Here is a 25,357-nt window from a genome sequence, read left to right on the forward strand (position 1 = left end):
GACCCCGAATTGCTGGTGAGGCGCGCTCTGCGGTCGTCATGCGGCTATGCAGCACGCCTCTTGGCAGCCTGCTAAAATTGTGGGCTCGTACAAAACGCATTCATTTACTGAGGGGAAACAGACATGATCAAAGTTGGCATCGTTGGCGGCACCGGCTACACGGGCGTGGAATTGCTGCGTCTGCTCGCTGCCCACCCCGAGGCGCAACTGACCGCCATCACGTCGCGCAAGGAAGACGGCCTGCCCGTCGCCGACATGTTTCCCTCGCTGCGCGGCCACGTCGACATCGCGTTCTCGAGCCCGGACAAGGCCGACCTGAAGCAGTGCGACGTCGTGTTCTTCGCGACCCCGCACGGCGTCGCCATGGCCCAGGCGCCCGAGCTGATCGCCGCCGGCGTCAAGGTGATCGACCTGGCCGCCGACTTCCGCCTGAAGGACCAGGCCACGTTCGAGAAGTGGTACAAGATCCCGCACAGCGCCCCGGAGCTGCTGGAAGAGGCCGTGTACGGCCTGCCGGAACTGAACCGTGACGACATCAAGAAGGCGCGCCTGATCGCCAACCCGGGCTGCTATCCGACCACGATGCAGCTGGGGTTCTATCCGCTGCTGAAGGCGGGCATCGTCGACGCCGGCAACCTGATCGCCGACAGCAAGTCGGGCGTGTCGGGCGCCGGCCGCAAGGCCGAGATCGGCACGCTGTTCTCGGAAGCCAGCGACAATTTCAAGGCCTACGGCGTGCACGGCCACCGTCACACGCCGGAGACGTCGGCCCAGCTGCAGCGCTACACGGACCAGAAAGTCGGCCTGATCTTCACGCCGCACCTCGTGCCGATGATCCGCGGCATGCATTCGACCCTGTACGCGCGCCTCACCCAGGACATCACGAACGAGGCCCTGCAAGCGCTGTTCGAAGAGCAGTACAAGGACGCGGACTTCGTCGACGTCATGCCGTTCGGCTCGCACCCGGAAACCCGGTCCACGCGCGGCTCGAACATGCTGCGCATCGCGCTGCACCGTCCGGACAACGGCAACACGGTCGTCGTCCTCGTCGTGCAGGACAACCTGGTCAAGGGCGCGTCCGGCCAGGCCGTGCAGTGCATGAACCTCATGTTCGGCTTGCCGGAAAGCACCGGCCTGAAGCAGATCGCGTTGCTGCCGTAAGGATCGTCCGGCCCCCGGACCGCTCACCCCCTTGACCACAAGATACAGATCAAGGCGATAAGCGTTGGCAACGGTACATTGACTGTTGGACAGGGTGACGTTTGGTCACGCAACGCACGGGGGACAATCATGTTCGGTCGTAACGCAAAAAGCGAAATCGATAGCCTGATCGGTATATCCGCACGCATCGAAGGGGATCTGGTGTTCACCGGCGGTCTGCGCATCGACGGTGAGGTGCACGGCAACGTCGTTGCCGCGGACGGCAACGACAGCGTGTTGATCGTTTCCGAGCACGCGCGCATCGAAGGCGAGGTGCGCTGCGCCAACCTGGTCGTCAACGGCTATATCGCGGGGATGGTATATTCGTCCGAACTCCTTGAATTGCAGCCGAAAGGCCGCATACATGGGGATGTCCATTACCGCCTGCTGGAAATGCACGGCGGCGCCCTCGTCACCGGCAAGCTGACGCATCAGCCCGACGTTGCCGTGAGCGCCCCGGAACCCGTTTTCCACCTCGGCGTGGCGGCCGAAGGGGCTTCAGCATGACTGGCGCCAACGGTCTATAATGGACGAAATCCGAATCCAATCAGGAGTTTATCCATGAATGCAGTCGCCGACGTGCAAAACGCACAAGACACGATCCCCGCGCCCATCAACTTCACCGACAGCGCTGCCCAGAAGGTTGCCCAACTGATCGAGGAAGAAGGCAATCCCGACCTGAAACTGCGCGTGTTCGTGCAGGGCGGCGGTTGCTCGGGTTTCCAGTACGGCTTCACCTTCGACGAGATCGTGAACGATGACGACACGACGATGGAAAAGAACGGCGTCACCCTGCTGATCGACTCGATGAGCTACCAGTACCTGGTCGGCGCCGAGATCGACTACAAGGACGACCTCGAAGGCGCCCAGTTCGTCATCAAGAACCCGAACGCACAGTCGACCTGCGGCTGCGGTTCGTCGTTCTCCGCATAAGCGTCAGCGCCCTTTGGCGCCCTTGGCGCCTCGACACCGAAAACCGCCCCGGCATGCCCGGGGCGTTTTTTTTGCGTCGGCAAAAGTGTTGGATGCTGCCGTAATGACAATCTAAACAATGGCTTATAGGCAATCGGCCGTAGTACACTGACCGCGCCGACGGCCGTCCGCCCAGCGCGGACGTGGCGGCAAGGAGACACACAAACCGATAAGACGAGAGAAAAACAATGTCGAGGGCACCCATCCTGCTCGGCGGTGTTACCGCTATCATCCTCGCCTGGGCCGGTGCCGCCCAGGCGCAGACGTCGCCCGCCGCGTCCGCCACGGCGCGCGTCGACGATGGTGCCGGCGCCTACCGCACGCAGCACTACCGCAACTTGTTCGCCGAACGCCTGGGCCTGAGCCCGCAAGAGACCCATGCGCGGATCGAGCATGCGTTCCAGCAACTCTTTCACGGCGACGGCCAGGAACAGCGCGTCTACTTCGAAACGGGGGCCAACGAGAACGGCCCGCTCGCCTACGTCACGGACTGGGCCAACAACGACGTCCGCACGGAGGGCATGAGCTACGCCATGATGATTGCCGTGCAGCTCGGCAAGAAGCGCGAATTCGACGCGCTGTGGAACTGGTCGAAAACGTATATGTTGACGACCGATCCCGCCAACCCGTCGCGCGGCTATTTTGCGTGGTCGATGAACACGGACGGCACGCCGCGCGCCACCGGCGCCGCCCCGGACGGCGAGGAATACTATGCGATGGCCCTGTACTTCGCCGCGCGCCGCTGGGGCAACGGCAAGGGCATCTACGACTACCAGCGCGAAGGGGACACCATCCTGCGCGGCATGCGCCACCATCCGGTCGTGACGGGCCTGCCGCCGTTCCGCATCCATCCGAACGACCCGCCATTCGTCGAGCCGGACACGCCCTGGCCCAGCCCCAACAGCCGACGAGAGCAGGCGGCGGCCGACAAGGCCGGCAAGCCGTGGCCGCCGCACCGTCCGCGCCGCGAACCCCGCGCCGTGACCGTCGGCCCCATGGTCGACGAGGCGCATGCGATGGTCCGCTTCGTGCCCGAGACGTTCATTCCCGGCACCGATCCGTCTTATCACCTGCCCGCGTTCTACGAGCTGTGGGCGCGCTGGGGCCCGCGCGAGGACCGCGCGTTCTGGGCCCGCGCCGCCGGCGCCAGCCGCGACTTCTTCGTGCAGACGGCCGACCCCGCGACGGGCCTCGGCCCCGACCGCGCCGGCTTCGACGGCACGCCGTTGAAGAACTGGGACGGCAGCCCCGGCACGTTCGGCTACGATAGCTGGCGTACGATCAGCAACTGGTCGGTCGACCGCAGCTGGTGGAACAAGGACCCGCGCCAGCAGGCGCTGTCCGACCGCGTCCAGCATTTCCTGGCGTCGCAGGGCGTGGACCGCTTCGCCGACCGCTACACCTTGGACGGCAAGCCGCTGTCGGATCGCCACTCGACCGGCATGCTGGCCGCGGCCGCCGTCGGCAGCCTGGCGGCCACGCCGGGACAGGTGGCCGACGACTTCCTGCGCGCGCTGTGGAATACGCCCGTGCCGAGCGGCGAGCAGCGCTACTTCGACGGTATGCTGTATTTGATGAGCATGATGCACCTGGGCGGCGAATTCCGCGTGATCGATACAAACCACAAATAACAAGGAGATAAGCATGATGAAGCAAACGACCGTGGCGGTTCTTCTCGCCTGCGCTGCAATGGGTGCGCAGGCGGCCCAGGAGCGAGCCTGGCTGGACAAATCGAAATCCGCCGACGAGCGCGCGCGCGCGGCCGTCGCCGCCATGACGCTCGACGAAAAGCTGCTGCTGATCGTCAGCTACACCGACAAGAAAGACGTGGCGAAGCAGCCGGACGACATCGTGCCGCCGGCGATCAAGGCCGACGTCGCGGCGCACCACATCGAGGGCTCGGCCGGCTACGTGCCCGGCATCCCGCGCCTCGGCATCCCGCCGCAATGGCAGACCGACGCGTCGATCGGCGTGCGCGTGAGCGGCATGGAACGCACGGCGCTGCCGTCGTCGCTGGCGACGGCGGCCAGCTTCGACCCGGCCGTGTCGCAGGCGGGCGGACGCATGATCGCCGACGAGGCGCGCGCGTCCGGCTTCAACACCTTCCTGGCCGGCGGCGCGAACCTGGCGCGCGAGCCGCGCAACGGCCGCAACTTCGAATACGTGGGCGAGGATCCGCTGCTGGCCGGCCGCATGGCCGCGGGCCTCGTGAACGGCATCCAGTCGCGCCACATGGTGTCGACGATGAAGCACTTCGCCATCAACGACCAGGAAAGCCAGCGCACGACGATCGACGTCACGATCGCGCCCGAGGCCATGCGCCAGTCGGACCTGCTCGCGTTCGAGATCCTCGACGAGCTGGCGAAGCCGGGCTCCGTCATGTGCTCGTACAACCTCGTGAACGGCCGCTGGGCGTGCGAGAACGAATACCTGCTGAACAAGACGCTGAAGCAGGACTGGAAATTCAAGGGTTACGTGATGGCCGACTGGGGCGCCGTCCACTCGACGGCGGACGCGGCGAACTTCGGCCTCGACCAGTTCACGGGCTACCCGTGCTGCAACCACCACGGCCCGTTCTACTCGGCAAAAAATTTTAAAGCGGCGATGGCCAAGGGCGAAGTCTCGATGCAGCGGCTGGACGACATGGCGCAGCGCATCCTGTGGCCGCTGTTCCGGACCGGCGCGTTCGACGACCCGCCCAAGACCGGCAAGATCGATTTCGCCGCGCACGCCGCCGTGTCGCAGCGCGCGGCCGAGGAATCGCTCGTGCTGCTCAAGAACGACAACAACCTGCTGCCGCTCGCGCAGGTGAAATCCGTCGCCGTCATCGGCGGCCATGCGGACAAGGGCGTGCTCGCCGGCGGCGGTTCGTCCGGCGTCACGCCCGTCGGCGGCAATCCCGTGCCGAACGTGGAACCGAAGACCTGGCCGGGCCCCGTCGTCTACATGCCGTCGTCGCCGCTGGCCGCGCTCAAGGCCGAGCTGCCGGCAGCGAAGATCGGTTACGCGAGCGGCGCCGACATCGATGCGGCCGTCGCGCTGGCGAAGCGGTCCGACGTCGCCGTCGTGTTCGTGACGCAGTGGTTGGGCGAGGGCTTCGACGGCAAGCTGGAACTGGACGGCAACCAGGACGCGCTCGTCGCCGCCGTCGCGCGCGCGAACCCGAAGACGGTCGTCGTCGTGGAATCGGGCGGCGCAGTATTGATGCCGTGGCTCCCCCAGGTGCCGGCCGTGCTGGAAGCGTTCTATCCCGGCATCCGCGGGGGCCAGGCCATCGCGCGCATCCTGACGGGCAAGGTCAATCCGTCGGGGCACCTGCCGATCAGCTTTCCCGCATCGAACGCGCAGCTGGCGCACGCGGAGATTCCGGGCTTCGGCCGCCCGGACGGCATCCCCGTCCACATCACGTACGACGAAGGCGCCGCGATCGGCTACAAGTGGTACGACGCGAAAGGGTATAAACCGTTGTTCGCGTTCGGCCACGGCCTGAGCTACACGAATTTCGCGGTCGCCGAACCGAAGGCGCACGTGGCGAACGGCGTGCTCACGGTCGGCGCCGCGCTGCGCAACACGGGCCGTCTGGCCGGCAAGGGCGTCGTGCAGGTGTACGTCGCGCCGGCGGACGCGAAGGCGTCAGGGTGGGAGGCGCCGAAACGCCTCGTCGCGTTCCAGAAGCTCGAGCTGCAGCCGGGCGCCGCGAACGCGTTCACGCAGGCCGTCGATCCGCGCCTGCTGGCCACGTACGAAGTCGCGGACAACAGCTGGCACGTACGCGCGGGCACGTATCGCGTGCTGTTCGGGCAGGCGGCGGACGACCTGCCGGTGGCCGTCGACGTGACGCTGCCGGACATGGTCTGGAGCGCCGTCCACAAGGAGTGACGGCCTGGCTGGACCTGGCTGGAATCAGGGCGCGAGGGCGATCACTTCGTCGCCCGGCAGCGGGTCGCACCGGGCGCCGAGCGGCTCCCAGCCGCGGTGCACGACGATGCGGCGCTCGTCGTGGCACAGCTCCACGCGGCGCGTCCGCGGCGCTTCCTTCCTGACGAATGCCTCGATCGTCGTCGGCACGCTGATGTGCAGCGCGAGCGCGTAGACGTCGTCGAGCGGGTGGTCGCCCACGTGCACGAGGGGCACGAACTGGCCGGCGAACATCGTCCAGTGCGACGGGATCCGGACGGGCGTGGCCGCATAGCCTTGCGCGCGCAGCCACGCCTGCGCGCGGGCGCGCGGGGCATTCGAGCCGGCGAGGTGTCCCCACGCGAACGCGAGCAGCTCAGCCACCCACTGGTTGCAGTTCTGGTAGCGCGTGCCGAAGGCGTAGGCGTTCGCGCTGTAGCGCTCGCCCAGCAGCGCCAGGGCCAGGGGTTTGTCCAGGGCCGTCCGTTCGAGCTGCGCGCTGTCCTGCCCGGGCGGGAACAGCAGCGCGACGTGGCCGTGGGCCGGGTTGTCGGCGCCGAGCACGAAGCCGGACATGCCCTGGTCGAACAGGCGCGGACGCGATTCGTCGCACGCGTAGTACAGCTGGCGCACGGCCCACGGGCCGCCGGGGCCGTCCTTCAGGGCGATGCCGGCGTGCGAATACAGGAGGCCGAACCGGGACAGGTCCAGGCCCGCGCGCGCCACGAGGGCGACATTGCTGCCCGAACGCGCCAGTTCGTCCTTGACGGCGGCCGCGAAGCGCAGCACGCGGTCCTGGGCCGCGGCCGTGACCTTGTCGGCGCGGTCGCAGAACGTCGGTATGCCGGCCCACGCGCCCGCGCTCGCAAAGAACAGCAGCGCGGCCGCGACGAGCCCGCGGCACGTCATCAGATCGTGACCTTGCGCGAAGCCAGTTCGCGATACCAGTCGTCCTGCAGCGCGAGGAAGAAGGGCTTTTGCGTGTCGCCGTACGCGAATTCGTAGCCGTACACGCGCTCGCTCACCTGCACGATGTCGCCTTTGCCGACGCGGCGGTCGGCCAGCGCGCGGTCGGGCACGTCGACCCAGAATTCGGTGGCGGCGTCGCCGGCGGCGGCGCGCAGCGTGACGCGCGTGGTGCCCGCCTTGGCCGGGGCCTGGGCGACGTCGATCACGCGGTACGGACCCGCGGCCACGTGTTTCTTGTCGCCGTTCGAGCTGTTGCTGGACCCGCCGAGCGAATCGGAGATGCTGCCCGACGAGGCCGAGCCCGCGCTCGAGGCGGACGAGGCGAGGCTGTCGGCGTGGGCGGGGACGGACATGGCGGCCGCGGCGAGGGCCAGGGCGAGCGCGCGGGTGAGGGTGGTGAAGGTCATGAGGGTCTTTCTTAAGCGAATTGGGTAGTCACCATGGTACAAGTGCGGCGTCCCGCTGAGAAGACGGCCGTGGTTTTGCCGCAAACCGGGTCACGCCGGATACAGCGCGCCCAGGATGCGCGGCCCCGCGGCGCCCGTCACGGCCGGCAAGTTGCCCGGCTGGCGGCGCAGGAAGCGGTAGCCCAGCCAGGCGAAGGCGAGGGCTTCCACGCGGTTCGGCGCGACGCCCAGCGTCTCCGTCGACGTGACCGGGATGTTACCGCCGAGCGCGGCCGCGATGTCGCGCAGCAGCACGGCATTGTACGCGCCGCCGCCGCACACGTAGACGGCCTGCGCCGGCCGCGCGGCCGTCTCGGCCTGGATGGCGCGCGCGATCGAGACAGCCGTCAGCCGCGTCAGGGTCGCTTGCACGTCGGCCGGATCGAGACCGGGGCGCCGGGCCAGATGCGCATCGAGCCAGCCGGCGTGGAACAGGTCGCGGCCCGTGCTCTTGGGCGGCGGCTGGCGGAAGTACGGCTCGTCCAGCAGGAGGTCGAGCAGGGGCGCGTCGACCGTGCCGGTGGCGGCCCAGGCGCCGTCCTGGTCGTACGGGAGGCCGCGGTGGCGCGCGATCCACAAATCCATCAGCACGTTGCCGGGGCCGGTGTCGTAGCCGTGCACGCGGCCGTCGCCGTGCAGCACGCTGATGTTGCCGATGCCGCCGATGTTGACGACGACGCGCACCTGGCCGCGTTTGCCGAAGCGCGCTTCGTGAAAGGCGGGCACGAGCGGCGCGCCCTGGCCGCCGGCGGCCACGTCGCGGCTGCGGAAGTCGGCGATGACGTCGATGCCGGTAAGCTCGGCCAGCAGCGCGGGATTATTGGTCTGGCGCGTAAAACCCAGTTCGGGGCGGTGGCGGATCGTCTGGCCGTGCACGGCGACGGCGCGCACCGGGCCGGGGGCGGCCGCGGCCAGCGTGCGGGCGCACTCGGCGTAGCAGTGGGCGAGCGCATTGGCGGCGAGCGCTTCGCGTTCCAGTTCGTTTGCGCTGGCGGCCTGCAAGGCCATCAGCTCGGCGCGCAGGTCGGCCGGGAACGGCGTGAAGGCGGCGTCCAGGGTGCGCATGCCGCGACCCGAAAAGTCGGCCAGCACGCCGTCGACGCCGTCCAGGCTCGTGCCGGACATCAGGCCGATATAAAGAGTGGATGCCATGGTCGTTTCCAGTCCTGAAAAGCAAAACGCCTTGCAGGCATGCCGTGCAAGGCGTTCGTAAAACGAAACGGATCGATCAGCGTGCGGCCATCGCGTTACCGGCCGGCGACAGCAGGGAGAAGCGGTGCGACATCTCGGCGGCGGCCATCCGGAAGCGGGTCAATTCGCCCGGCGACAGCGGCTGTTGCTGCAGGTTCTTGAGTGCCATCGGGTCGGTGGCGTGGCCGCCGATGCGGAATTCGTAGTGCAGGTGCGGGCCCGTCGCCCAGCCCGTCGCACCCACGTAGCCGATCACGTCGCCCTGCGCCACTTTCTGGCCGCGGTGCAGGCCGCTGGCGAAGCGGCTCATGTGGCCGTAGGCGGTGCTGTAGTTGGACCAGTGCTTGAGCACGACGATGTTGCCGTAGCCGTTCTGGGTGCCGACGAACTGGACGACGCCGTCGCCGGCCGCCTTGATCGGGGTGCCCAGCGGCGCCGCGAAGTCGACGCCTTCGTGCTTCTTCCACACGCCGAACACGGGGTGCAGACGCATCGAGAAGCCCGACGAGATGCGGTTGAACGCCACCGGCGACTTGAGGAATGCCCGCTTCAGCGACTTGCCGTCCAGGCTGTAGTAACCGCCCTGGTGGGTGACGGGGTCTTCGTACCAGACGGACTGGTAGGCGACGCCGCGGTTGACGAATTCGCCGGCCAGGATGCGGCCCGTGCGCACCATCTCGCCATCCAGCCAGTACGTTTCGTAGACCACGTTGAAACGGTCGCCGCGCTTCAGGTCGGAGCGGAAGTCGATGTTCGTCGAGAACATCTCGACGATCTGGTTGACGATGGAATCGGGGATCTGGCTGCCGTCGCTGGCATCGTCGGTGGCGGCGTACAGCGAGCTCGTGATGTTACGCGAACGCATCTCGACACGGCGCTCGAGCTGGGCCGGTGCCGCGTCGGAGACGAACTTGTCGCCCTTGCGCGTCACGGTGACCGTCTTGTACTGGTCCTTGTCGGCGATCGTCGCGTGCAGGCTCAGCAGCAGGCCGTTCTCGTCCGTTTCGGCCTGGATGCGCTTGCCGGTCTTGAGCGAGAGGATGGAGCGGGCGACCTTGTCGGAGCGGACGAAGGCCTGGGCTTGCTGGTCTTCGATGCCGAGACGGGTGAACACGGAGCCCAGCGAGTCGCCGCGGCGGATGCGTTCTTCGTGGATGAATTGCTGCTGGTCTTGCTGGAGGGCCGCGATCTGATCTGCCAGGTTCGGCAGTTGCAGGTCTTGCGCGACCGATTTGACCGGCAGATCGGATGCGTCCGGCGCGATCGGTGCGACTGCGGTGGCGCCGAAGGCGCACAGTGCCAGGGCTGCAGCACCCCCGGCGACGATGCGGGTTTTGCGGCTCGTTTCAGCCAGGCCAAACCAGCGCTTGCCGGTGATTTTCTGTATTGGGTTCATGCAATCAGTTAAAATTTACCGCTTGAACAGCCCAAGACCACGTGATTTTTTGTCGTTATTAGTTCTTGTTGTCGTTGAAACTTTTCGTGCGGCAAGATTGACGGGATCGCGAATTATATCAAAATACCGGGTCTTACAACCGCTTTAGTCCTTTTCCTACAAGATTTTTATGACTTCTCCAGAAATTTCTGGTAATGCAAAAACAGCAACGCCAGCAGCCGGCCCGGCACTCCTGCCCCTGAGCGATGCCGTCCAGGAAGCCCTCGCCATCACGAAACGCGGCGTGGACGAGCTGCTGATCGAAAGCGAGTTTGCCCAGAAACTGGCCCGCTCGGAACAGAGCGGCGTACCGCTGCGCATCAAGCTGGGCCTGGATCCGACCGCGCCCGACCTGCACCTCGGCCACACTGTCGTGCTGAACAAGCTGCGCCAACTGCAGGACCTGGGCCACCAGGTGATCTTCCTGATCGGCGATTTCACGTCGATGATCGGCGACCCGTCGGGCCGCAACGCCACCCGTCCGCCGCTGACCCGCGAGCAGGTCGAGGCCAATGCCGCCACGTATTTCAAGCAGGCGTCGCTCGTGCTCGACCCGGCGCGCACGGAAATCCGCTACAACTCCGAATGGTGCGACGCTTTGGGCGCGCGCGGCATGATCCAGCTCGCATCGCGTTACACCGTCGCTCGCATGATGGAGCGCGACGACTTTACCAAGCGCTACAAGAGTGGGACTCCGATCTCGGTTCATGAGTTCCTCTATCCGTTGATGCAGGGCTACGATTCCGTCGCTTTGAAAGCGGACCTTGAGCTAGGTGGAACGGACCAGAAATTTAATCTGCTGGTGGGTCGCGAGTTGCAGAAAGACTACGGCCAGGAGCCGCAGTGCATCCTCACGATGCCGCTGCTGGAAGGCCTGGACGGCGTCGAAAAGATGTCCAAGTCCAAGAACAACTACATCGGCATCACGGAACCGGCCAACACGATGTTCGGCAAGTTGATGAGCATCTCGGACGTCATGATGTGGAAGTACTACGAGCTGCTGTCGTTCCGCTCGCTCCAGGACCTGGCCGCGCTGAAGGCGGAAGTCGAAGGCGGCCGCAACCCGCGCGACGCCAAGGTCGCGCTGGCCCAGGAAATCGTGGCCCGCTTCCACTCGCAGCAGGCGGCCGAGGATGCGCTGGCCGACTTCGTCAACCGCTCCAAGGGCGGCATCCCGGACGACGTGCCGGAAGTGGCCGTGTCCGGCGCGCCGCTGGGCCTGCCGCAACTGCTGCGCCAGACCGGCTTGTGCGCGTCCAGCTCGGAAGCCATGCGCATGATCGACCAGGGCGGCGTGCGCATCGACGGCACCGTCGTCGCCGACAAGGCGCTGCAAGTGCAGGCCGGCACCTTCGTGCTGCAGGTGGGCAAGCGCAAGTTCGCCCGCGTGACCTTGAGCGCATGATCGGCCTGCTGCAACGGGTCAGCGAGGCCAGCGTCACCGTCGACGGCGAGATCACGGGGGCCATCGGGCGCGGCCTGATGGTGCTCGTGTGCGCGGAAAAGGGTGATACCGAGCGCGAGGCCGACGCGCTGCTCGCGAAGCTGCTGGCCTACCGCGTGTTTTCCGACGACGCCGGCAAGATGAACCGCAGCGTGACGGACGTGGCGGGCGGCCTGTTGCTCGTGCCGCAGTTCACGCTGGCGGCCGACACCCGCTCCGGCACCCGGCCTTCGTTCTCGCCGGCGGCCGCGCCGGACGACGGGCGCCGGCTGTTCGACCATGTCGTGCGCCAGGCGCGCGAGCGTCACGGTATCGTCGAAACGGGGCGTTTCGGCGCCGACATGAAGGTGGCGCTGATCAATGACGGACCGGTGACGTTCTGGCTACGTATTGATCCACCCCGTGTCGCGACGTGAAAATGGAAACCGCGGGCCGCAGCGGCGGTCAGACGGCGAGATGGCAGGGAGACATAACATGAAGATCTGGAGCGATTCCTTTACCGAGGGCGACATGATCCCGCCCCGATGCGCGTTTGCCGAGATGGACCCCGGCTCGCACATCAAGCTGTCGAACAACCGCAGCCCCCACATTGCCTGGGACGACGTGCCGGCCGGCACGCAGTCGCTGGTGCTGCTCGTGCACGACCTCGACGTGCCGACGGACGGCAGCGACGTGAACCAGGAAGGCCGGACCGTTTCCGACACGCTGCCGCGTACGGATTTCTATCACTGGTCGCTGGTCGACATTCCCGTCTGCCTGAAATCGTTCGCCGAGGGCATGTTCTCGGACATGGTCACGCCGGGCGGCAAGAGCGGGCCGCTCGTGCCGTTTACGATCAAGAACGGCACGGAACACCAGCTGCGCCACGGCATCAACGATTACACGGGCTGGTTCGCGAACGATCCCGACATGGCGGGCGAATACTACGGCTACGATGGCCCGTGCCCGCCGTGGAACGACGAGCGCGTCCATACCTACGTCTTTACGCTGTATGCGCTCGACATCCCGCGCCTGCCGCTGGAGGGCCGCTTCACCGGCAAGGAGGCGCGCCTGGCCATCACGGGGCACATCCTGGACGAGGCGAAAATCTTCGGCGTGTATTCGCTCAATCCCGACGTGGCGGGCAATCTGATCGGCCAGCCTTCCTGACCCGCATGACGATAACGACCGCATCCGCACGACCCACCGACATCCTCCTGATCCGCCATGGCGAAACGGCCTGGAACGCCGAACGCCGCCTGCAGGGTCATCTCGACATTCCGCTCAACGACGAGGGCGAGCGCCAGGCCGCGCTGCTGGCGGGCGCGCTGGCGACGGAATCCATCGACGTGCTCGTCGCCAGCGACTTGCGGCGCGCGCGCCAGACGGCCCAGGCCGTGGCCGACCTGCGCGGCCTGGCGCTGGACATCGAACCGGCGCTGCGCGAGCGCGGCTACGGCGGTTTCGAAGGTTTGCTGTACAGCGAAATCGAGCAGCGCTTCCCGCGCGAATTCGCCGCCTGGCAGGCGCGCGACGTCGACGCGCAACTGCCGCCGGGCCGCAACGTGGGGGAGAGCTTCCGCACCTTCTTCGACCGCGCCACGGGCGCCATCCTGGCGCTGGCGGCGGCGCATGCGGGCAAGACCGTCGCGCTCGTCGCGCATGGCGGCGTGCTGGAATGCGCCTACCGGCTGGCGCGCGGGCTGCCGCTGGAAACGCCGCGCGATTTCAAGGTCTTTAACGCCAGCATCAACCGCTTCCGCTTCGATCCGGCCGCCGGCGGCCTCGTCTTGCACAGCTGGGGCGAGGTGGATCACCTGCGTCCGGCCGTGCTGGACGAGCTGCCTTGACCGCATGCTGGTGGGAATGGCAAGTGTTTTTCTGGTGCGTGCGCAACAACTTGGCAAAAAAATGTGCTGATAAATTGAGCAGCGCTTCGGGTAAAATAGCGAGTTCCCGTCGCTTCCCGTGATTTTCTGCCGTGCAAATTGGTCCCTATACGCTGCGTAACAATGTCTTCGTCGCCCCGATGGCCGGGGTGACCGACCGTCCGTTCCGCCAACTGTGCAAGAAGCTGGGCGCGGGCTATGCGGTGTCCGAGATGGCGGCGTCGAACCCGCGCCTGTGGGCCAGCGAAAAATCGTCGCGCCGCACGGACCACGAAGGCGAGATGGAGCCGAAAGCCGTGCAGATCGCCGGCGCCGACCCGCACGACCTGGCCGAATGCGCGAAGTTCAACGTCGAGCGCGGCGCCCAGATCATCGACATCAACATGGGGTGCCCCGTCAAGAAGGTGTGCAACAACTGGTGCGGCTCCGCGCTGCTGCAGCACGAAGACCTCGTGCAGCGCATCCTGGAGGCCGTCGTGAACGCCGTCGACGTGCCCGTCACCCTGAAATTCCGCACCGGCTGGGATCGCCAGAACAAGAACGCGCTGACCATCGCCCGGATGGCCGAGGCCGCCGGCATCGCCATGCTGACCCTGCACGGCCGCACCCGCGCCGACGGCTACAAGGGGGACGCCGAGTACGACACCATCGCCGCCGTCAAGGCCGCGGTGAAGATTCCCGTCGTGGCCAACGGCGACATCACGACGCCGGACAAGGCGAAGTTCGTGCTCGACCATACGGGCGCGGATGCCGTCATGATCGGCCGCGCCGCCCAGGGTCGTCCCTGGATCTGTCGCGAAATCGATTACTTCCTGCGCACGGGCGCCTACCTGCCGCCGCCGCTCGTGGACGAGGTGCGCGCACTGATGAACGAACACCTGCCCGCCCACTACGCCTTCTACGGCGAATACCTGGGCGTGCGCACGGCGCGCAAGCATATCGGCTGGTATGTCGAGGACTTGCCCGGCGGCGAAGAATTCCGCCAGCGCATGAACCGTCTGGAATCGACGGCCGAACAATTGGCGGCTGTCGATGCGTTTTTTAAATCGCAACACCGGTACGGCGAGCGGTTACAATACCGGCCCGCACATGCAGATACTGCGATTGCCGCCTAAAAAATAGTCAAAATAACAAGAGCGTCGGAGACAAACGCTGCCACAAGCAGCATTCAACCAGGATGAAGCAGCAACATGAGTAAAGAAAGTATCCAGGAAGTCGTTCAGAAAAGCCTCGAAGACTATTTCAACGACCTGGGCGAGCAGAAACCGACGAATATCTACGACATGATGCTCCTGACCGTCGAAAAGCCGATCCTGCAGGTGGTGATGACGCGGGCGGAAGGCAATCAGTCGCATGCGGCCCAGATGCTGGGCATTAATCGCAATACATTGCGCAAGAAGTTGCAGGAGCACGGGCTGCTGTAAGCCGCCGGCGGAGGGGCCGGGGCGTGCAGGCGTGCGTCGGCCCTTTGTCCGGCGTGCGCGAGCCCGTCCAGATTTTTTTTCAACAGGCCACTCCCATGATCAAACAAGCACTCATCTCCGTTTCCGACAAGACCGGCGTCCTCGATTTCGCCCGTGCGCTGTCCGCCCTCGGCGTGAACATCCTGTCCACCGGCGGCACCGCCAAACTGCTGCAAGACAACGGCGTGCCGGTGACCGAAGTCGCCGACTACACCGGCTTCCCGGAAATGCTCGATGGCCGCGTCAAGACGCTGCATCCCAAGGTCCACGGCGGCATCCTGGCCCGCCGCGACTTCCCGGAGCACGTTGCCAAGCTGGAAGAGCACGGCATCCCGGAGATCGACATGGTGGTGGTCAACCTGTATCCGTTCCAGGCGACCGTGGCCAAAGAGCAATGCTCGCTGGAAGACGCGATCGAGAACATCGATATCGGCGGCCCGACCATGCTGCGCTCGGCCGCCAAGAACCATCGCGACGTCGTCGTCATCGTCGACCCGGCCGACTACGGTCCGGTGCTGGCCGAGATGAAGGGCACGGGTGAGACGGCCGGCAGCGTCGGCTATGAAACCAAGTTCCGCCTGGCCAAGAAAGTCTTCGCCCACACGGCGCAATACGACGCGGCCATCACGAACTACCTGACGAGCCTGGGCCCGGACAAGGACCACGCGAACCGCGCCGCCTACCCGCAGACGCTGAACCTGCACTTCGAAAAAGTCCAGGACATGCGCTACGGCGAAAACCCGCACCAGACGGCCGCGTTCTACCGCGACCTCGTGCCGGCCGCCGGCAGCCTGGCCAACTACCGCCAGCTGCAGGGCAAGGAACTGTCGTACAACAACATCGCCGACGCGGACGCCGCGTGGGAATGCGTCAAGTCGATGGGCGGCTTCAGCCTGCCGGCCGGCTGCGTGATCATCAAGCACGCCAACCCGTGCGGCGTGGCCATCGGCGCCGACGCCCTGGACGCTTACCAGCGCGCCCTCAAGACGGACCCGACGTCGGCCTTCGGCGGCATCATCGCCTTCAACGTCCCGGTCGATGGCCCGGCGGCGGAAGCCATCTCCAAGCTGTTCGTGGAAGTCCTGATCGCCCCGGCGTTCACCGCGGAAGCGCTGCAGATCATGTCCGCCAAGCAGAACGTGCGCGTGCTGGAAATCGCCCTCGGCGACGGCATGAACGTCTACGACGTGAAGCGCGTGGGCGGCGGCCTGCTGGTGCAGTCGCCGGACGCCAAGAACGTGGGCATTGGCGACCTGCGTGTCGTCACCAAGAAGCAGCCGACCCCGCAGCAGCTGCAGGACCTGATGTTCGCCTGGCGCGTCGCCAAGTTCGTCAAGTCGAACGCGATCGTGTTCTGCGCCGACGGCATGACCCTCGGCGTAGGCGCCGGCCAGATGAGCCGCATCGATTCCGCGCGCATCGCGTCGATCAAGGCGCAGAACGCCGGCCTGTCGCTGGTGGGCTCGGCCGTGGCGTCGGATGCGTTCTTCCCGTTCCGCGACGGTCTCGACGTCGTCGTCGACGCGGGCGCGACGTGCGTCATCCACCCGGGCGGTTCGATGCGCGACCAGGAAGTGATCGACGCGGCGGATGAGCGTGGTGTGGTCATGCTCTATACTGGGACGCGTCACTTCCGTCATTGATTTGCGATTGGTGGGCGCGGGGCGCCCACCCTACGGCCAGCGACAGTTCGTAGGGTGGGCACCCCGTGCCCACCGTATGCATGCCGACCACCGGCGTGGCGGTTTTGGCATTGACCTGTGTTTTTGCACAGTATTTTTCCCACGAAACACCCTCGCCGGTATAACATTCGATAATGATTATTCTCGGCATCGACCCCGGCCTGCGCACGACAGGGTTCGGCGTCATCGAAAAACAAGGCAACCGGCTGCGCTACATCGCGTCCGGCACCATCAAGACGGGCAGCGAAGGTGCGTTGCCGCCGCGCCTGAAAGTGATCCTGGCCGGCGTGAGCGAAATTATCGCCACCTACCAGCCGGCCTGCGCGGCCATCGAAAAAGTCTTCGTCAACGTCAATCCGCAATCCACGCTGCTGCTGGGCCAGGCGCGCGGCGCCGCGATTACGGCCCTCGTCGGCGCCGACCTCGAGGTGGCGGAGTACACGCCCACGCAAGTGAAACAGGCCGTCGTCGGCACCGGCAAGGCCGTCAAGGCGCAGGTCCAGGACATGGTCGCGCGCCTCCTCAAGCTGCCGGGCCTGCCGGGCACGGACGCGGCCGATGCGCTCGGCATTGCCATCTGCCACGCCAACAGCCATGATGCGCTGGCATTGATGGGCGGGCTCGCACCTGGCAATCCGAAGAAGCCGACGCTGCACATGAAGCGCGGCCGCCTCGTCTAATTACTGAAAGGTCACCATGATCGGTCGTCTCTCCGGAGTCCTGCTGGAAAAGAACCCGCCGCAAGTGCTCGTCGATTGCCAAGGTGTCGGCTATGAGGTCGACGTGCCGATGAGCACGTTCTACAACCTGCCGCACACGGGCGAGCGCGTCACCCTGTTCACGCACTACGTCGTGCGCGAGGATGCGCACCTGCTGTTCGGCTTCGGGTCGGCCAACGAGCGGGCCGTGTTCCGCCAGCTGATCAAGATCACCGGCGTCGGCGCGCGCACGGCGCTGGCGATCCTGTCCGGCATGACGGTGGCCGATCTCGCCCAGGCCGTGACCTTGCAGGAAAGCGGCCGCCTGATCAAGGTGCCGGGCATCGGCAAGAAGACGGCCGAGCGCCTGCTGCTGGAACTGAAGGGCAAACTGGGGGCCGACATCGGCGCCGTGGCCGGCGCCCCGCGCGACGATGCGCAGGCAGACGTGCTCAATGCGCTGCTGGCTTTGGGGTATTCTGACAAGGAAGCCCTCGTCGCGATCAAGAATATGCCGGCCGGGACCAATGTGTCCGACGGCATCAAGTTCGCGTTGAAGGCGCTCTCGAAGGCATGATTTTCGTGGCTGGACGCAGTGGTGGGCACGGGGTGCCCACCCTACGCAATAATCGGCCGTAGGGTGGGCACCCCGTGCCCACCGATTCATCAGTTAACGTTATGAGCATCCAGACCGACAATTTCACCGAACAGCGCATTATCGACGCCGCGCCGGCCTCGCCCAACGAGGAGGCGATCGAGCGCGCGCTGCGTCCCAAGCATCTGGACGAATACGTCGGCCAGGAAAAGATCCGCGACCAGCTCGAAATCTTCATTCACGCGGCCAGAAAGCGCCGCGAAGCGCTCGACCATACGCTGCTGTTCGGCCCGCCGGGCCTGGGCAAGACGACGCTCGCGCACATCATCGCGCGCGAGATGGGCGTCAACCTGCGCCAGACGTCCGGCCCCGTGCTGGAGCGCCCCGGCGACCTGGCCGCGCTGCTGACGAACCTGGAAGCGAACGACGTCCTGTTCATCGACGAGATCCACCGTCTGTCGCCGGTGGTCGAGGAGATCCTGTACCCGGCGCTGGAAGACTACCAGATCGACATCATGATCGGCGAAGGCCCGGCCGCGCGGTCCGTGAAGCTCGACCTGCAGCCGTTCACGCTCGTCGGCGCCACCACGCGCGCGGGCATGCTGACGAATCCGCTGCGCGACCGCTTCGGCATCGTCGCCCGGCTGGAGTTCTACAACGTCGAGGAACTGACGAAGATCGTCGCGCGCAGCGCCGCGCTGCTGGAAGCGCCGATCGACGAGGCGGGCGCGCGCGAAGTCGCCCGGCGCGCGCGCGGCACGCCCCGCATCGCCAACCGCCTGCTGCGCCGCGTGCGCGATTACGCGGAAGTGAAGGGCAACGGCGAGATCACTCAGGACATGGCGGACCGGGCGCTGCGCATGCTGGACGTGGACACGGTCGGCTTCGACGTGATGGACAGGAAGCTCCTGGAAGCGGTGCTGTTCAAGTTCGCCGGCGGGCCGGTCGGCATCGGCAACCTGGCCGCCGCCATCGGCGAAGCGGCGGACACCATCGAGGACGTGCTGGAACCGTTCCTGATCCAGCAGGGCTATCTGCAGCGCACGCCGCGCGGCCGCATCGCGACGCCGCAGGCCTACAGGCATTTCGGCATCGCCGCGCCGCGCATCAGCCCGACCGGCGATCTGTGGGACAACCTGCCCCCGGCATGACGTTTGTCGTGAAAAAAACGACGGCGTAATGCGCCGTTCAGGACAGCGCCGGCTCGGAGCGGTCGCGCTTGCGCATGGGGCGCTGGCGGCGGTCGGGGATGGCGGGGAAGACGAAGCCGATGAACATCAGCACGGAGGCCGCGAGCAGCAGGCCGCCGCACCACAACATCTCTTCCTGGTGACGCGTCCACAGGATGGCGAGGCTGAGCGCCATCGGCAGCATCAGCAGGAGGCCGCCCAGCGCGCGCAATGGGATCGACCGGCGCATGCGGGATGCCAGCAGGGCGATGTACAGGAAGCTTCCCGAGATCAAGCCGATGCCGAACAGGCCGCCCAGTACGGGCCAGCCGGGCAGGCCCCGGGTGCTGATGTCGGACAGGACCAGCGCAGGCACCATCGGGATGGCGATGGCGATCAGGAAAGACAGGAACCGCAGGAAAATCATGCGCATACCTCCAAGCGGTTCTGGATTGCGGATCGATAAGTCATGCAGCGCCATGTCCGGTGAATGAACTATTCACCAGATTAGCATAGCGCCACCGGATCTGGCGCGCACAATACGCAAACGTTGTCTTTACAATTGTCCTATTCCTGGCGTAGCCAGACTTGCGAGCGGCCGAACATCGGCACGCCGACATAGCCCCGTACTTCGATCTTCCGGCCGCCTTCGTGGACGCTCAGTTTGCTCTTGTAAACCTTGCCGTTCTTGGGGTCGAGGATCTCGCCGCCCGTGTACTCGTCGCCGTCCTTCCTGAGCCCGGAGAGGATCGTCATGCCGATGATCGGCTGGTCCTTGCGCGCATCCCGGCACGAGGTGCATTTCGGATTCTGGTCCTGGTCGGGAGTGCGGAACAGTTTTTCGATCTTGCCCTGCAGTTCGCCCTGGTTCTCCGTGATGCGGATCAAGGCGGTCGGCTTGCCGGAAGCGTCGTCGATGGTCTTCCACAAGCCGACCGGCGAGGCGTCCTGGGCCCAGGCAAGCGGGGTGGCGAGGGCGGTGGCGAAGGCCGCGAGGGCGGCGGCGCGGATCAGGGGGCGCATAGTGTCTCCTTATTGGATTATCGGTGTCGTGTTCTCCCAGTGTAGCAAACTGCACGGTCGTGCGGTAAACGTCGGCATCCCTGTGGCCGCGTCACGCCACGTCCGGCAGCAACAGCAGGATATCCGTCGGCCCGACGTCGACGCCCAGTTGCGAGAACAAGGTCGTGGCCTGGCCCCGGTGGTGCGTCTGGTGGTTGAACACGTGCAGCAGGACGTCGCCCAGCAGTTTCGTGCTGGCGACGCCCTTGATCGACGTCCAGCTGAACGGCTCTTCCAGCTGCGCCGGCCGGACTTCGGCGGCGAAGGCGATGATGGCCGCGTCCAGCTTCGCGCGCATCGCCTGCAGCTCGTCCAGGGTGGCGCACAGGTACTGGTCCAGCGACGTCGGCCGCGGCAAGTCGTCCAGGCAGCGCAGCGACGTGAAGCCGGGCCGGTTGGCACCGATGCGCTTGAACCAGATGAGGTCCGCGATCACGATGTGGACGAGCGTCCCGAACACGGAACCGAAGAACGCGCCGCGGTCTTCGTGCAGCCGGTCCGCCGGCAAGGTGGCGGCCGCGTCGTACAACTTGCGGTTCATCCATTGGTTGTAGGCGGCCAGATGGGCAAAGTGGGAAGTCATGGTCATTCGGGCTCCGATAAAAAAACGCGCCGGTGTGAACCGGCGCGTCGTTCAGGGTGCGCAGGGCAGTGCGCGCGGCATCAGGCCGGCGGCAGCTTGGCGAACTGCTCGTTCAGCTTGGACAGGGTGGCGCTGAAGTTTTCCAGGCGCTCGCGTTCCTGGGCGACGACGGCCGCCGGTGCGCGGGCGACGAAGCTTTCGCTGGACAGCTTGGCCGTAGCCTTGCCGATCTCGCCTTCGATGCGCGCGATCTCCTTTTTCAGGCGTTCGCGTTCGGCGGCGACGTCGATCTCCACCTTCAGCATCAGCTTCGTCGTGCCGACGATGGCGACGGCGGCCGGCGAATCCGGCAGCGCGTCGACGATCTGCACTTCCGACAGCTTGGCCAGCAGCGCGACGTACGGTGCGAAGCCGGCGGCGGCAGCGCGGTCTGCGTCGTTCGCCGGCTCGACGATCAGCGGCACGCGCACGGACGGCGCCAGCTTCATTTCGCCGCGCAGGTTGCGGGTGGCGTCGGTGACCTTCTTGAACTGCTCCATCCAGGCTTCCGCGTCCGGGTCGATCAGCGACTCGTCGGCGATCGGGTAGGGCTGCAGCATGATCGTGTCGCCCGTTTTACCCGCCAGCGGCGCGACGGCCTGCCACAACGCTTCCGTGACGAACGGGATGATCGGATGCGCGAGACGCAGCACGACTTCCAGCACGCGCAGCAGCGTGTGGCGGGTGGCGCGTTGCTGCGCTTCCGTGCCTTGCTGGACCTGCACCTTGGCCAGCTCCAGGTACCAGTCGCAGTACTCGTCCCACACGAAGCTGTAGATGCTGTTCGCGATGTTGTCGAAGCGGTAGTCTTCGAAGCCCTTCGCCACGTCCAGTTCGACGCGGTTCAGGCGCGAGATGATCCAGCGGTCGGCTGGCGAGTAATCGGCGGCGCCCGGCTTGCCGCAGTCCTTGCCTTCCGTGTTCATCAGCACGAAGCGGGTGGCGTTCCACAGCTTGTTGCAGAAGTTGCGGTAGCCTTCGCAGCGGCCCAGGTCGAAGTTGATGTTGCGGCCCAGCGAGGCGTAGCTCGCCATCGTGAAGCGCACGGCGTCCGTGCCGAACGCCGGGATCCCGTCCGGGAATTCCTTGCGCGTCGCTTTCTCGATCTTCGGCGCGCTGCGCGGGTCCATCAGGCCCGTGGTGCGCTTGGCGACGAGCGCGTCGATGCTGATGCCGTCGATCAGGTCGATCGGGTCGAGCGTGTTGCCCTTCGACTTGGACATCTTCTGGCCCGTCGAATCGCGCACGAGGCCGTGCACGTACACGGTCTTGAACGGGACCTTGCCGGTGAAGTGCGCCGTCATCATGACCATGCGCGCGACCCAGAAGAAGATGATGTCGAAGCCGGTGACGAGCACGGAAGAGGGCAGGAACAGGTCCATGTCCTTCGTCTGTTCCGGCCAGCCGACCGTCGAGAACGGGACGAGCGCGGACGAGAACCACGTGTCGAGCACGTCGTCGTCGCGTTTCAGTTCGCCGTTGACGCCGGCCGCCTTGGCCTTCTGCTGCGCGTCTTCCTCGTTGCGGGCGACGACGACTTCGCCGTTCGGACCGTACCAGGCCGGGATGCGGTGGCCCCACCACAGCTGACGCGAGATGCACCAGTCCTGGATGTTGTTCAGCCACTGGTTGTACGTGGTCGTCCAGTTCTCCGGGACGAACTTGATCTCGCCGCTCGCGACTTTGTCGAGCGCCACTTCGGTGATCGATTTGCCCGGATTGTGCGTGCCTTCCGGCGCCGGCTTGCTCATCGCGACGAACCACTGGTCGGTCAGCATCGGCTCGATGATGACGCCCGTGCGGTCGCCGCGCGGCACCATCAGCTTGTGCGGTTTCACCTGTTCCAGCAGGCCTTGCGCTTCCAGGTCGGCGACGATCTTCTTGCGCGCGACGAAGCGATCGAGGCCGCGGTAGGCTTCCGGCGCGTCGTCGACGATTTTCGCCTCTAACGTCATGATGCTCGGCATGGCGAGGTTGTGGCGCTGGCCGACGGCGTAGTCGTTGAAATCGTGCGCCGGCGTGATCTTCACGCAGCCGGTGCCGAACGCTTTGTCGACGTAGGTGTCGGCGATGACGGGGATCTCGCGGCCGACCAGGGGCAGCGTGAGCATCTTGCCGTGCAGGTGCGCATAGCGTTCGTCGGTCGGGTCGACGGCGACGGCGACGTCGCCCAGCATCGTTTCCGGACGCGTCGTCGCGACCGTCAGGTGGCCGCTGCCGTCCGCCAGCGGATAGCGGATGTACCACATCGAACCGTCTTCTTCCTGCGAATCGACTTCGAGGTCGGAGACGGCCGTGCCCAGCACCGGGTCCCAGTTGACGAGGCGCTTGCCGCGATAGATCAGGCCTTGTTCGAACAGGCGCACGAAGACTTCGGTGACGGTTTTCGAGCGCGGCTCGTCCATCGTGAAGTATTCGCGCGCCCAGTCGGCGGAGGCGCCCAGGCGCCGCATCTGGCCCGTGATCGTGCTGCCCGATTTTTCCTTCCACTCCCACACCTTCTCGACGAAGGCTGCGCGGCCCAGGTCGTGGCGCGAGACTTTTTGCGCGTCGAGCTGGCGCTCCACGACGATCTGCGTGGCGATGCCGGCGTGGTCGGTGCCCGGGATCCACGCCGTGTTAAAGCCACGCATGCGGTAGTAGCGGGTCAGGCCATCCATGACGGTCTGGTTGAAGGCGTGCCCCATGTGCAGGGTGCCCGTCACGTTCGGCGGCGGCAGCTGGATGCTGAACGACGGCTTCCCGTCGTCCATGGAGGCGGCGAAGTAACCGCGCTGTTCCCATTCCGTGCGCCAGAATTGTTCGATGTCGGCTGGCTCGAAAGACTTGGCTAATTCCATGATGTGGCTGTGATGGCGTGATTTGCGAAAACGATCATTATAGATGACGGCGTGTAGGGTGGACGGGTTTCCCGTCCACGCGTTCATGCGCCGGTTGAACGCGTGGACGGCGAGCCGTCCACCCTACCCGTGACGCGGCCGTTAACGAAAAAGGGCGCGGCAGCGCCCTTTGCCGTACGAGCGGCCGTGGATTACTTGCCGCAGCCCAGCGCCCTGATGCGATCGTATGCCGCCTTGGCCTGCACGAGACCGTAGCCGTACCTGGTGTCGCGGCCGGCCGCGCCCAGGTCGAGCGCGCTGTTGTCCAGCGACGTGCGGATCTGGGCGCCCGTGCAGCTCGGGAAGTAGCTCCACACCAGCGCGGCGACGGCCGACACGTGCGGCGTCGCCATCGACGTGCCGTCGAAGTAGGCGTAGTTCGACGCCTTCACGGTCACCGTCGCGCTCTGCCCCAGCTGGGTCTTCATCGCGGCGCCGTCCGTGTCGGATGCGGTCAGCGACGGGATCGTCGTCACGGTCGTGCCCAGCGTGCCGCTGAAGCTGCCGGCCACGTTGTTGTAGACGATGGCGCCTACGCCGCCGCTGTTCTGGCAGTTGGTGACCTTGGTCGCGAAGTCGATCGTGCCGCGCTGGATCAGGCAGATCTTGCCGGAGACGGTCGTGTCGACCGTGTCGCCGATGCCGAAGTCGGCCAGCGGCGCGGTCGCGGTCTTGACGGGCGAGCCGTCCATCGCCGACGACGCATAGTTGGTCGAGCCGACCGTCAGCGCCGTGTCGACGCCGGTGCCCATCGGGACGGTGGACAGCACGGACACGCCCGGTCCCGCGATCTCGACGTCCTTGTTGTATTGCGAGAACGAGGCGACGACCTTGTTCTCGTCCACGGCCGCCACCGACATCACGCTGCCGTAGCCGGCCGGGTACGACGTCTTCGAATTGCCGTCGTTGCCGGCCGCGGCGATCGACAGCACGCCCTTGGTCTGCAGGCTGTCGAAGGCGCGCTGCTCGGTGATGCTGCGCGCGCCGCCGCCCAGCGACATCGTGATGACGTTGGCCCCCGCCGCGCCGCACTTGTTGGCCGCGTTGGCCAAGGTCGACGAGTAGGTCCACGCGCCGTCCTGGCCGAACACTTTCACGATGTGCAGCTTGAGCTGCTTGTTCGGATTCACGCCGACGACGCCGAGGCCGTTGTCGACGGCCGCGATGGTGCCGAACACGTGGGTGCCGTGGTGGGTCTCGTCCGTGTACCACCAGCCGGTGCCGGAATCGTATTCGCCGGTGACGTTGGCGCCGTTGTCCTTCAGGTCTTCATGGCTGAAGTCGACGCCCGAGTCGATGATGCAGATCTTGCGGTTGCTCGCATTCGCATCCGATAACTGGTCGGCCTGCACGAGCTTGATCCCGTACGGGACCAGCTGTCCGGTCGTGTACGGCACGCCGGTGGAGGGCGTCGTCAGCGCGAACGGCTTGCGGATGACGTCTTCCTCGACGTACTCGACGTTCGGATTGTGCTGCAGGCCGGCCAGCGCGGCCGTCGGCACTTCGATCGCCATCGCGTTCATGTTGAAGATGTCCAGCTTGACCGCCCCCCTGGCGGCCGCGACGGCGGACTTGACGTTGGCGGCCGTTCCCGGCTTGAATGCGACGATCACGCGGGTGGTGCCGGGCGCGGCCGACGCACTGCCCGCAAACGCGACGGCAAGGGCCGCCACGCACAGGCCGAGGGCCGGGATCATCGTCGATGCGCGAGTGTGTTTCTGATTCATCGGTGTCTTCTCCGTTTAGGGTATCGTTTCGCAGCTGG

24 protein-coding genes are annotated in these 25,357 nt (G+C 66.0%); 15 read left to right on the forward strand and 9 right to left on the reverse strand.

All coding sequences use genetic code 11. The annotated features are described in order from the left end of the window. The first annotated feature begins 123 nt into the window (after nt 1-123). The 5 genes from argC (at nt 124) to ISF28_RS06125 (ending at nt 6,051) form a co-directional block, all read left to right on the forward strand. Entirely contained in the window at nt 124-1,161 is a 1,038-nt protein-coding gene (argC, locus tag ISF28_RS06105) for an N-acetyl-gamma-glutamyl-phosphate reductase (protein WP_198116274.1), read from the forward strand. Nucleotides 1,162-1,290: 129 nt separating this feature from the next. Next, nucleotides 1,291-1,707: a bactofilin family protein gene (locus ISF28_RS06110; RefSeq protein ID WP_198116275.1), complete on the forward strand. Its 417-nt coding sequence runs from the start codon at nt 1,291-1,293 to the stop codon at nt 1,705-1,707. A gap of 54 nt (nt 1,708-1,761) precedes the next feature. Further along, nucleotides 1,762-2,133, forward strand: coding sequence for an iron-sulfur cluster insertion protein ErpA (gene erpA, locus ISF28_RS06115; RefSeq protein WP_198116276.1), 372 nt, complete (start codon nt 1,762-1,764; stop codon nt 2,131-2,133). A 227-nt stretch (nt 2,134-2,360) separates the two neighbouring features. Continuing rightward, the gene (locus tag ISF28_RS06120) at nt 2,361-3,803 is read left to right on the forward strand and encodes a family 8 glycosyl hydrolase (protein WP_198116277.1); all 1,443 of its coding nucleotides are present in this window, start codon (nt 2,361-2,363) and stop codon (nt 3,801-3,803) included. A gap of 13 nt (nt 3,804-3,816) precedes the next feature. Beyond that, nucleotides 3,817-6,051, forward strand: coding sequence for a beta-glucosidase (locus tag ISF28_RS06125; protein ID WP_198116278.1), 2,235 nt, complete (start codon nt 3,817-3,819; stop codon nt 6,049-6,051). Nucleotides 6,052-6,075: 24 nt separating this feature from the next. Here ISF28_RS06125 and ISF28_RS06130 read toward each other — a convergent pair whose 3' ends face one another. The 4 genes from ISF28_RS06130 to ISF28_RS06145 all read right to left on the reverse strand — a co-directional run bounded on the left by ISF28_RS06130 (nt 6,076) and on the right by ISF28_RS06145 (nt 10,071). Next, on the reverse strand, nt 6,076-6,978 hold the full coding sequence (locus tag ISF28_RS06130) for a DUF2145 domain-containing protein (RefSeq protein WP_198116279.1): 903 nt from the start codon (nt 6,976-6,978) through the stop codon (nt 6,076-6,078). Beyond that, complete coding sequence (locus ISF28_RS06135) at nt 6,978-7,445, reverse strand: hypothetical protein (RefSeq protein WP_198116280.1); 468 nt, start codon at nt 7,443-7,445, stop codon at nt 6,978-6,980. The genes ISF28_RS06130 and ISF28_RS06135 overlap by 1 nt, the downstream gene beginning before the upstream one ends. 90 nt (nt 7,446-7,535) lie before the next feature. Continuing rightward, a complete protein-coding gene (locus ISF28_RS06140) occupies nt 7,536-8,636 on the reverse strand; it encodes an anhydro-N-acetylmuramic acid kinase (RefSeq protein WP_198116281.1) in 1,101 nt (366 codons plus the stop codon). A 76-nt stretch (nt 8,637-8,712) separates the two neighbouring features. Next, nucleotides 8,713-10,071: a M23 family metallopeptidase gene (locus ISF28_RS06145; RefSeq protein WP_198116282.1), complete on the reverse strand. Its 1,359-nt coding sequence runs from the start codon at nt 10,069-10,071 to the stop codon at nt 8,713-8,715. Nucleotides 10,072-10,240: 169 nt separating this feature from the next. Between ISF28_RS06145 and tyrS the strand changes: the two genes are divergently transcribed. From tyrS to ruvB, 10 genes are all read left to right on the forward strand, one after another. Then, a complete protein-coding gene (gene tyrS, locus ISF28_RS06150) occupies nt 10,241-11,515 on the forward strand; it encodes a tyrosine--tRNA ligase (protein WP_198116283.1) in 1,275 nt (424 codons plus the stop codon). Further along, nucleotides 11,512-11,970, forward strand: a complete 459-nt coding sequence (gene dtd / locus ISF28_RS06155) for a D-aminoacyl-tRNA deacylase (protein WP_198116284.1) — start codon at nt 11,512-11,514, stop codon at nt 11,968-11,970. The genes tyrS and dtd overlap by 4 nt, the downstream gene beginning before the upstream one ends. Nucleotides 11,971-12,028: 58 nt before the next feature. After that, nucleotides 12,029-12,703 carry a YbhB/YbcL family Raf kinase inhibitor-like protein gene (locus tag ISF28_RS06160; protein WP_198116285.1) on the forward strand — a complete coding sequence of 225 codons (675 nt, stop codon included), beginning with the start codon at nt 12,029-12,031 and terminating at the stop codon, nt 12,701-12,703. Nucleotides 12,704-12,708: 5 nt separating this feature from the next. Next, the gene (locus tag ISF28_RS06165) at nt 12,709-13,383 is read left to right on the forward strand and encodes a histidine phosphatase family protein (protein ID WP_198116286.1); all 675 of its coding nucleotides are present in this window, start codon (nt 12,709-12,711) and stop codon (nt 13,381-13,383) included. Nucleotides 13,384-13,514: 131 nt separating this feature from the next. After that, nucleotides 13,515-14,537, forward strand: coding sequence for a tRNA dihydrouridine synthase DusB (dusB, locus tag ISF28_RS06170; protein ID WP_198116287.1), 1,023 nt, complete (start codon nt 13,515-13,517; stop codon nt 14,535-14,537). A 75-nt stretch (nt 14,538-14,612) separates the two neighbouring features. Next, nucleotides 14,613-14,846, forward strand: coding sequence for a helix-turn-helix domain-containing protein (locus ISF28_RS06175; RefSeq protein ID WP_036235444.1), 234 nt, complete (start codon nt 14,613-14,615; stop codon nt 14,844-14,846). 95 nt (nt 14,847-14,941) lie between these two features. Beyond that, entirely contained in the window at nt 14,942-16,528 is a 1,587-nt protein-coding gene (purH, locus tag ISF28_RS06180) for a bifunctional phosphoribosylaminoimidazolecarboxamide formyltransferase/IMP cyclohydrolase (protein WP_198116288.1), read from the forward strand. Nucleotides 16,529-16,701: 173 nt separating this feature from the next. Continuing rightward, complete coding sequence (gene ruvC, locus ISF28_RS06185) at nt 16,702-17,247, forward strand: crossover junction endodeoxyribonuclease RuvC (RefSeq protein ID WP_198116289.1); 546 nt, start codon at nt 16,702-16,704, stop codon at nt 17,245-17,247. 16 nt (nt 17,248-17,263) lie between these two features. Next, on the forward strand, nt 17,264-17,842 hold the full coding sequence (ruvA, locus tag ISF28_RS06190) for a Holliday junction branch migration protein RuvA (protein ID WP_198116290.1): 579 nt from the start codon (nt 17,264-17,266) through the stop codon (nt 17,840-17,842). 101 nt (nt 17,843-17,943) lie between these two features. After that, nucleotides 17,944-19,011: a Holliday junction branch migration DNA helicase RuvB gene (gene ruvB, locus ISF28_RS06195; RefSeq protein ID WP_198116291.1), complete on the forward strand. Its 1,068-nt coding sequence runs from the start codon at nt 17,944-17,946 to the stop codon at nt 19,009-19,011. A 37-nt stretch (nt 19,012-19,048) separates the two neighbouring features. Here the strand turns inward: ruvB and ISF28_RS06200 are convergent, their stop codons facing one another. From ISF28_RS06200 to ISF28_RS06220, 5 genes are all read right to left on the reverse strand, one after another. Continuing rightward, nucleotides 19,049-19,456, reverse strand: coding sequence for a hypothetical protein (locus ISF28_RS06200; protein WP_198116292.1), 408 nt, complete (start codon nt 19,454-19,456; stop codon nt 19,049-19,051). Nucleotides 19,457-19,596: 140 nt separating this feature from the next. Continuing rightward, nucleotides 19,597-20,052, reverse strand: coding sequence for a DUF2147 domain-containing protein (locus ISF28_RS06205; RefSeq protein ID WP_198116293.1), 456 nt, complete (start codon nt 20,050-20,052; stop codon nt 19,597-19,599). Nucleotides 20,053-20,143: 91 nt separating this feature from the next. After that, nucleotides 20,144-20,680 carry a DinB family protein gene (locus ISF28_RS06210; protein ID WP_229518910.1) on the reverse strand — a complete coding sequence of 179 codons (537 nt, stop codon included), beginning with the start codon at nt 20,678-20,680 and terminating at the stop codon, nt 20,144-20,146. A 74-nt stretch (nt 20,681-20,754) separates the two neighbouring features. After that, nucleotides 20,755-23,553 (reverse strand): valine--tRNA ligase, encoded by a 2,799-nt coding sequence (locus ISF28_RS06215; RefSeq protein WP_198116294.1) that lies wholly within the window; start codon nt 23,551-23,553, stop codon nt 20,755-20,757. A 191-nt stretch (nt 23,554-23,744) separates the two neighbouring features. After that, nucleotides 23,745-25,319: a S8 family serine peptidase gene (locus ISF28_RS06220; protein ID WP_229518911.1), complete on the reverse strand. Its 1,575-nt coding sequence runs from the start codon at nt 25,317-25,319 to the stop codon at nt 23,745-23,747. Nucleotides 25,320-25,357: the final 38 nt, after the last annotated feature.

This window comes from Massilia rhizosphaerae, assembly GCF_016093545.1.
In the GTDB taxonomy this organism is placed as follows: domain Bacteria; phylum Pseudomonadota; class Gammaproteobacteria; order Burkholderiales; family Burkholderiaceae_D; genus Telluria; species Telluria rhizosphaerae.

Coding starts and splice junctions, on each gene's coding strand:
- argC (WP_198116274.1), top strand. CDS start 124: ATGATCAAAGTTGGCATCGTTGGCGGCACCGGCTACACGGGCGTGGAA.
- ISF28_RS06130 (WP_198116279.1), bottom strand. CDS start 6,978: ATGACGTGCCGCGGGCTCGTCGCGGCCGCGCTGCTGTTCTTTGCGAGC.
- ISF28_RS06160 (WP_198116285.1), top strand. CDS start 12,029: ATGAAGATCTGGAGCGATTCCTTTACCGAGGGCGACATGATCCCGCCC.
- erpA (WP_198116276.1), top strand. CDS start 1,762: ATGAATGCAGTCGCCGACGTGCAAAACGCACAAGACACGATCCCCGCG.
- ruvA (WP_198116290.1), top strand. CDS start 17,264: ATGATCGGTCGTCTCTCCGGAGTCCTGCTGGAAAAGAACCCGCCGCAA.
- ISF28_RS06165 (WP_198116286.1), top strand. CDS start 12,709: ATGACGATAACGACCGCATCCGCACGACCCACCGACATCCTCCTGATC.
- ISF28_RS06140 (WP_198116281.1), bottom strand. CDS start 8,636: ATGGCATCCACTCTTTATATCGGCCTGATGTCCGGCACGAGCCTGGAC.
- purH (WP_198116288.1), top strand. CDS start 14,942: ATGATCAAACAAGCACTCATCTCCGTTTCCGACAAGACCGGCGTCCTC.
- ISF28_RS06200 (WP_198116292.1), bottom strand. CDS start 19,456: ATGATTTTCCTGCGGTTCCTGTCTTTCCTGATCGCCATCGCCATCCCG.
- ISF28_RS06110 (WP_198116275.1), top strand. CDS start 1,291: ATGTTCGGTCGTAACGCAAAAAGCGAAATCGATAGCCTGATCGGTATA.
- ISF28_RS06135 (WP_198116280.1), bottom strand. CDS start 7,445: ATGACCTTCACCACCCTCACCCGCGCGCTCGCCCTGGCCCTCGCCGCG.
- tyrS (WP_198116283.1), top strand. CDS start 10,241: ATGACTTCTCCAGAAATTTCTGGTAATGCAAAAACAGCAACGCCAGCA.
- ruvC (WP_198116289.1), top strand. CDS start 16,702: ATGATTATTCTCGGCATCGACCCCGGCCTGCGCACGACAGGGTTCGGC.
- ISF28_RS06220 (WP_229518911.1), bottom strand. CDS start 25,319: ATGAATCAGAAACACACTCGCGCATCGACGATGATCCCGGCCCTCGGC.
- dtd (WP_198116284.1), top strand. CDS start 11,512: ATGATCGGCCTGCTGCAACGGGTCAGCGAGGCCAGCGTCACCGTCGAC.
- ISF28_RS06120 (WP_198116277.1), top strand. CDS start 2,361: ATGTCGAGGGCACCCATCCTGCTCGGCGGTGTTACCGCTATCATCCTC.
- ISF28_RS06125 (WP_198116278.1), top strand. CDS start 3,817: ATGATGAAGCAAACGACCGTGGCGGTTCTTCTCGCCTGCGCTGCAATG.
- ISF28_RS06215 (WP_198116294.1), bottom strand. CDS start 23,553: ATGGAATTAGCCAAGTCTTTCGAGCCAGCCGACATCGAACAATTCTGG.
- ISF28_RS06210 (WP_229518910.1), bottom strand. CDS start 20,680: ATGACCATGACTTCCCACTTTGCCCATCTGGCCGCCTACAACCAATGG.
- ISF28_RS06175 (WP_036235444.1), top strand. CDS start 14,613: ATGAGTAAAGAAAGTATCCAGGAAGTCGTTCAGAAAAGCCTCGAAGAC.
- ruvB (WP_198116291.1), top strand. CDS start 17,944: ATGAGCATCCAGACCGACAATTTCACCGAACAGCGCATTATCGACGCC.
- ISF28_RS06145 (WP_198116282.1), bottom strand. CDS start 10,071: ATGAACCCAATACAGAAAATCACCGGCAAGCGCTGGTTTGGCCTGGCT.
- ISF28_RS06205 (WP_198116293.1), bottom strand. CDS start 20,052: ATGCGCCCCCTGATCCGCGCCGCCGCCCTCGCGGCCTTCGCCACCGCC.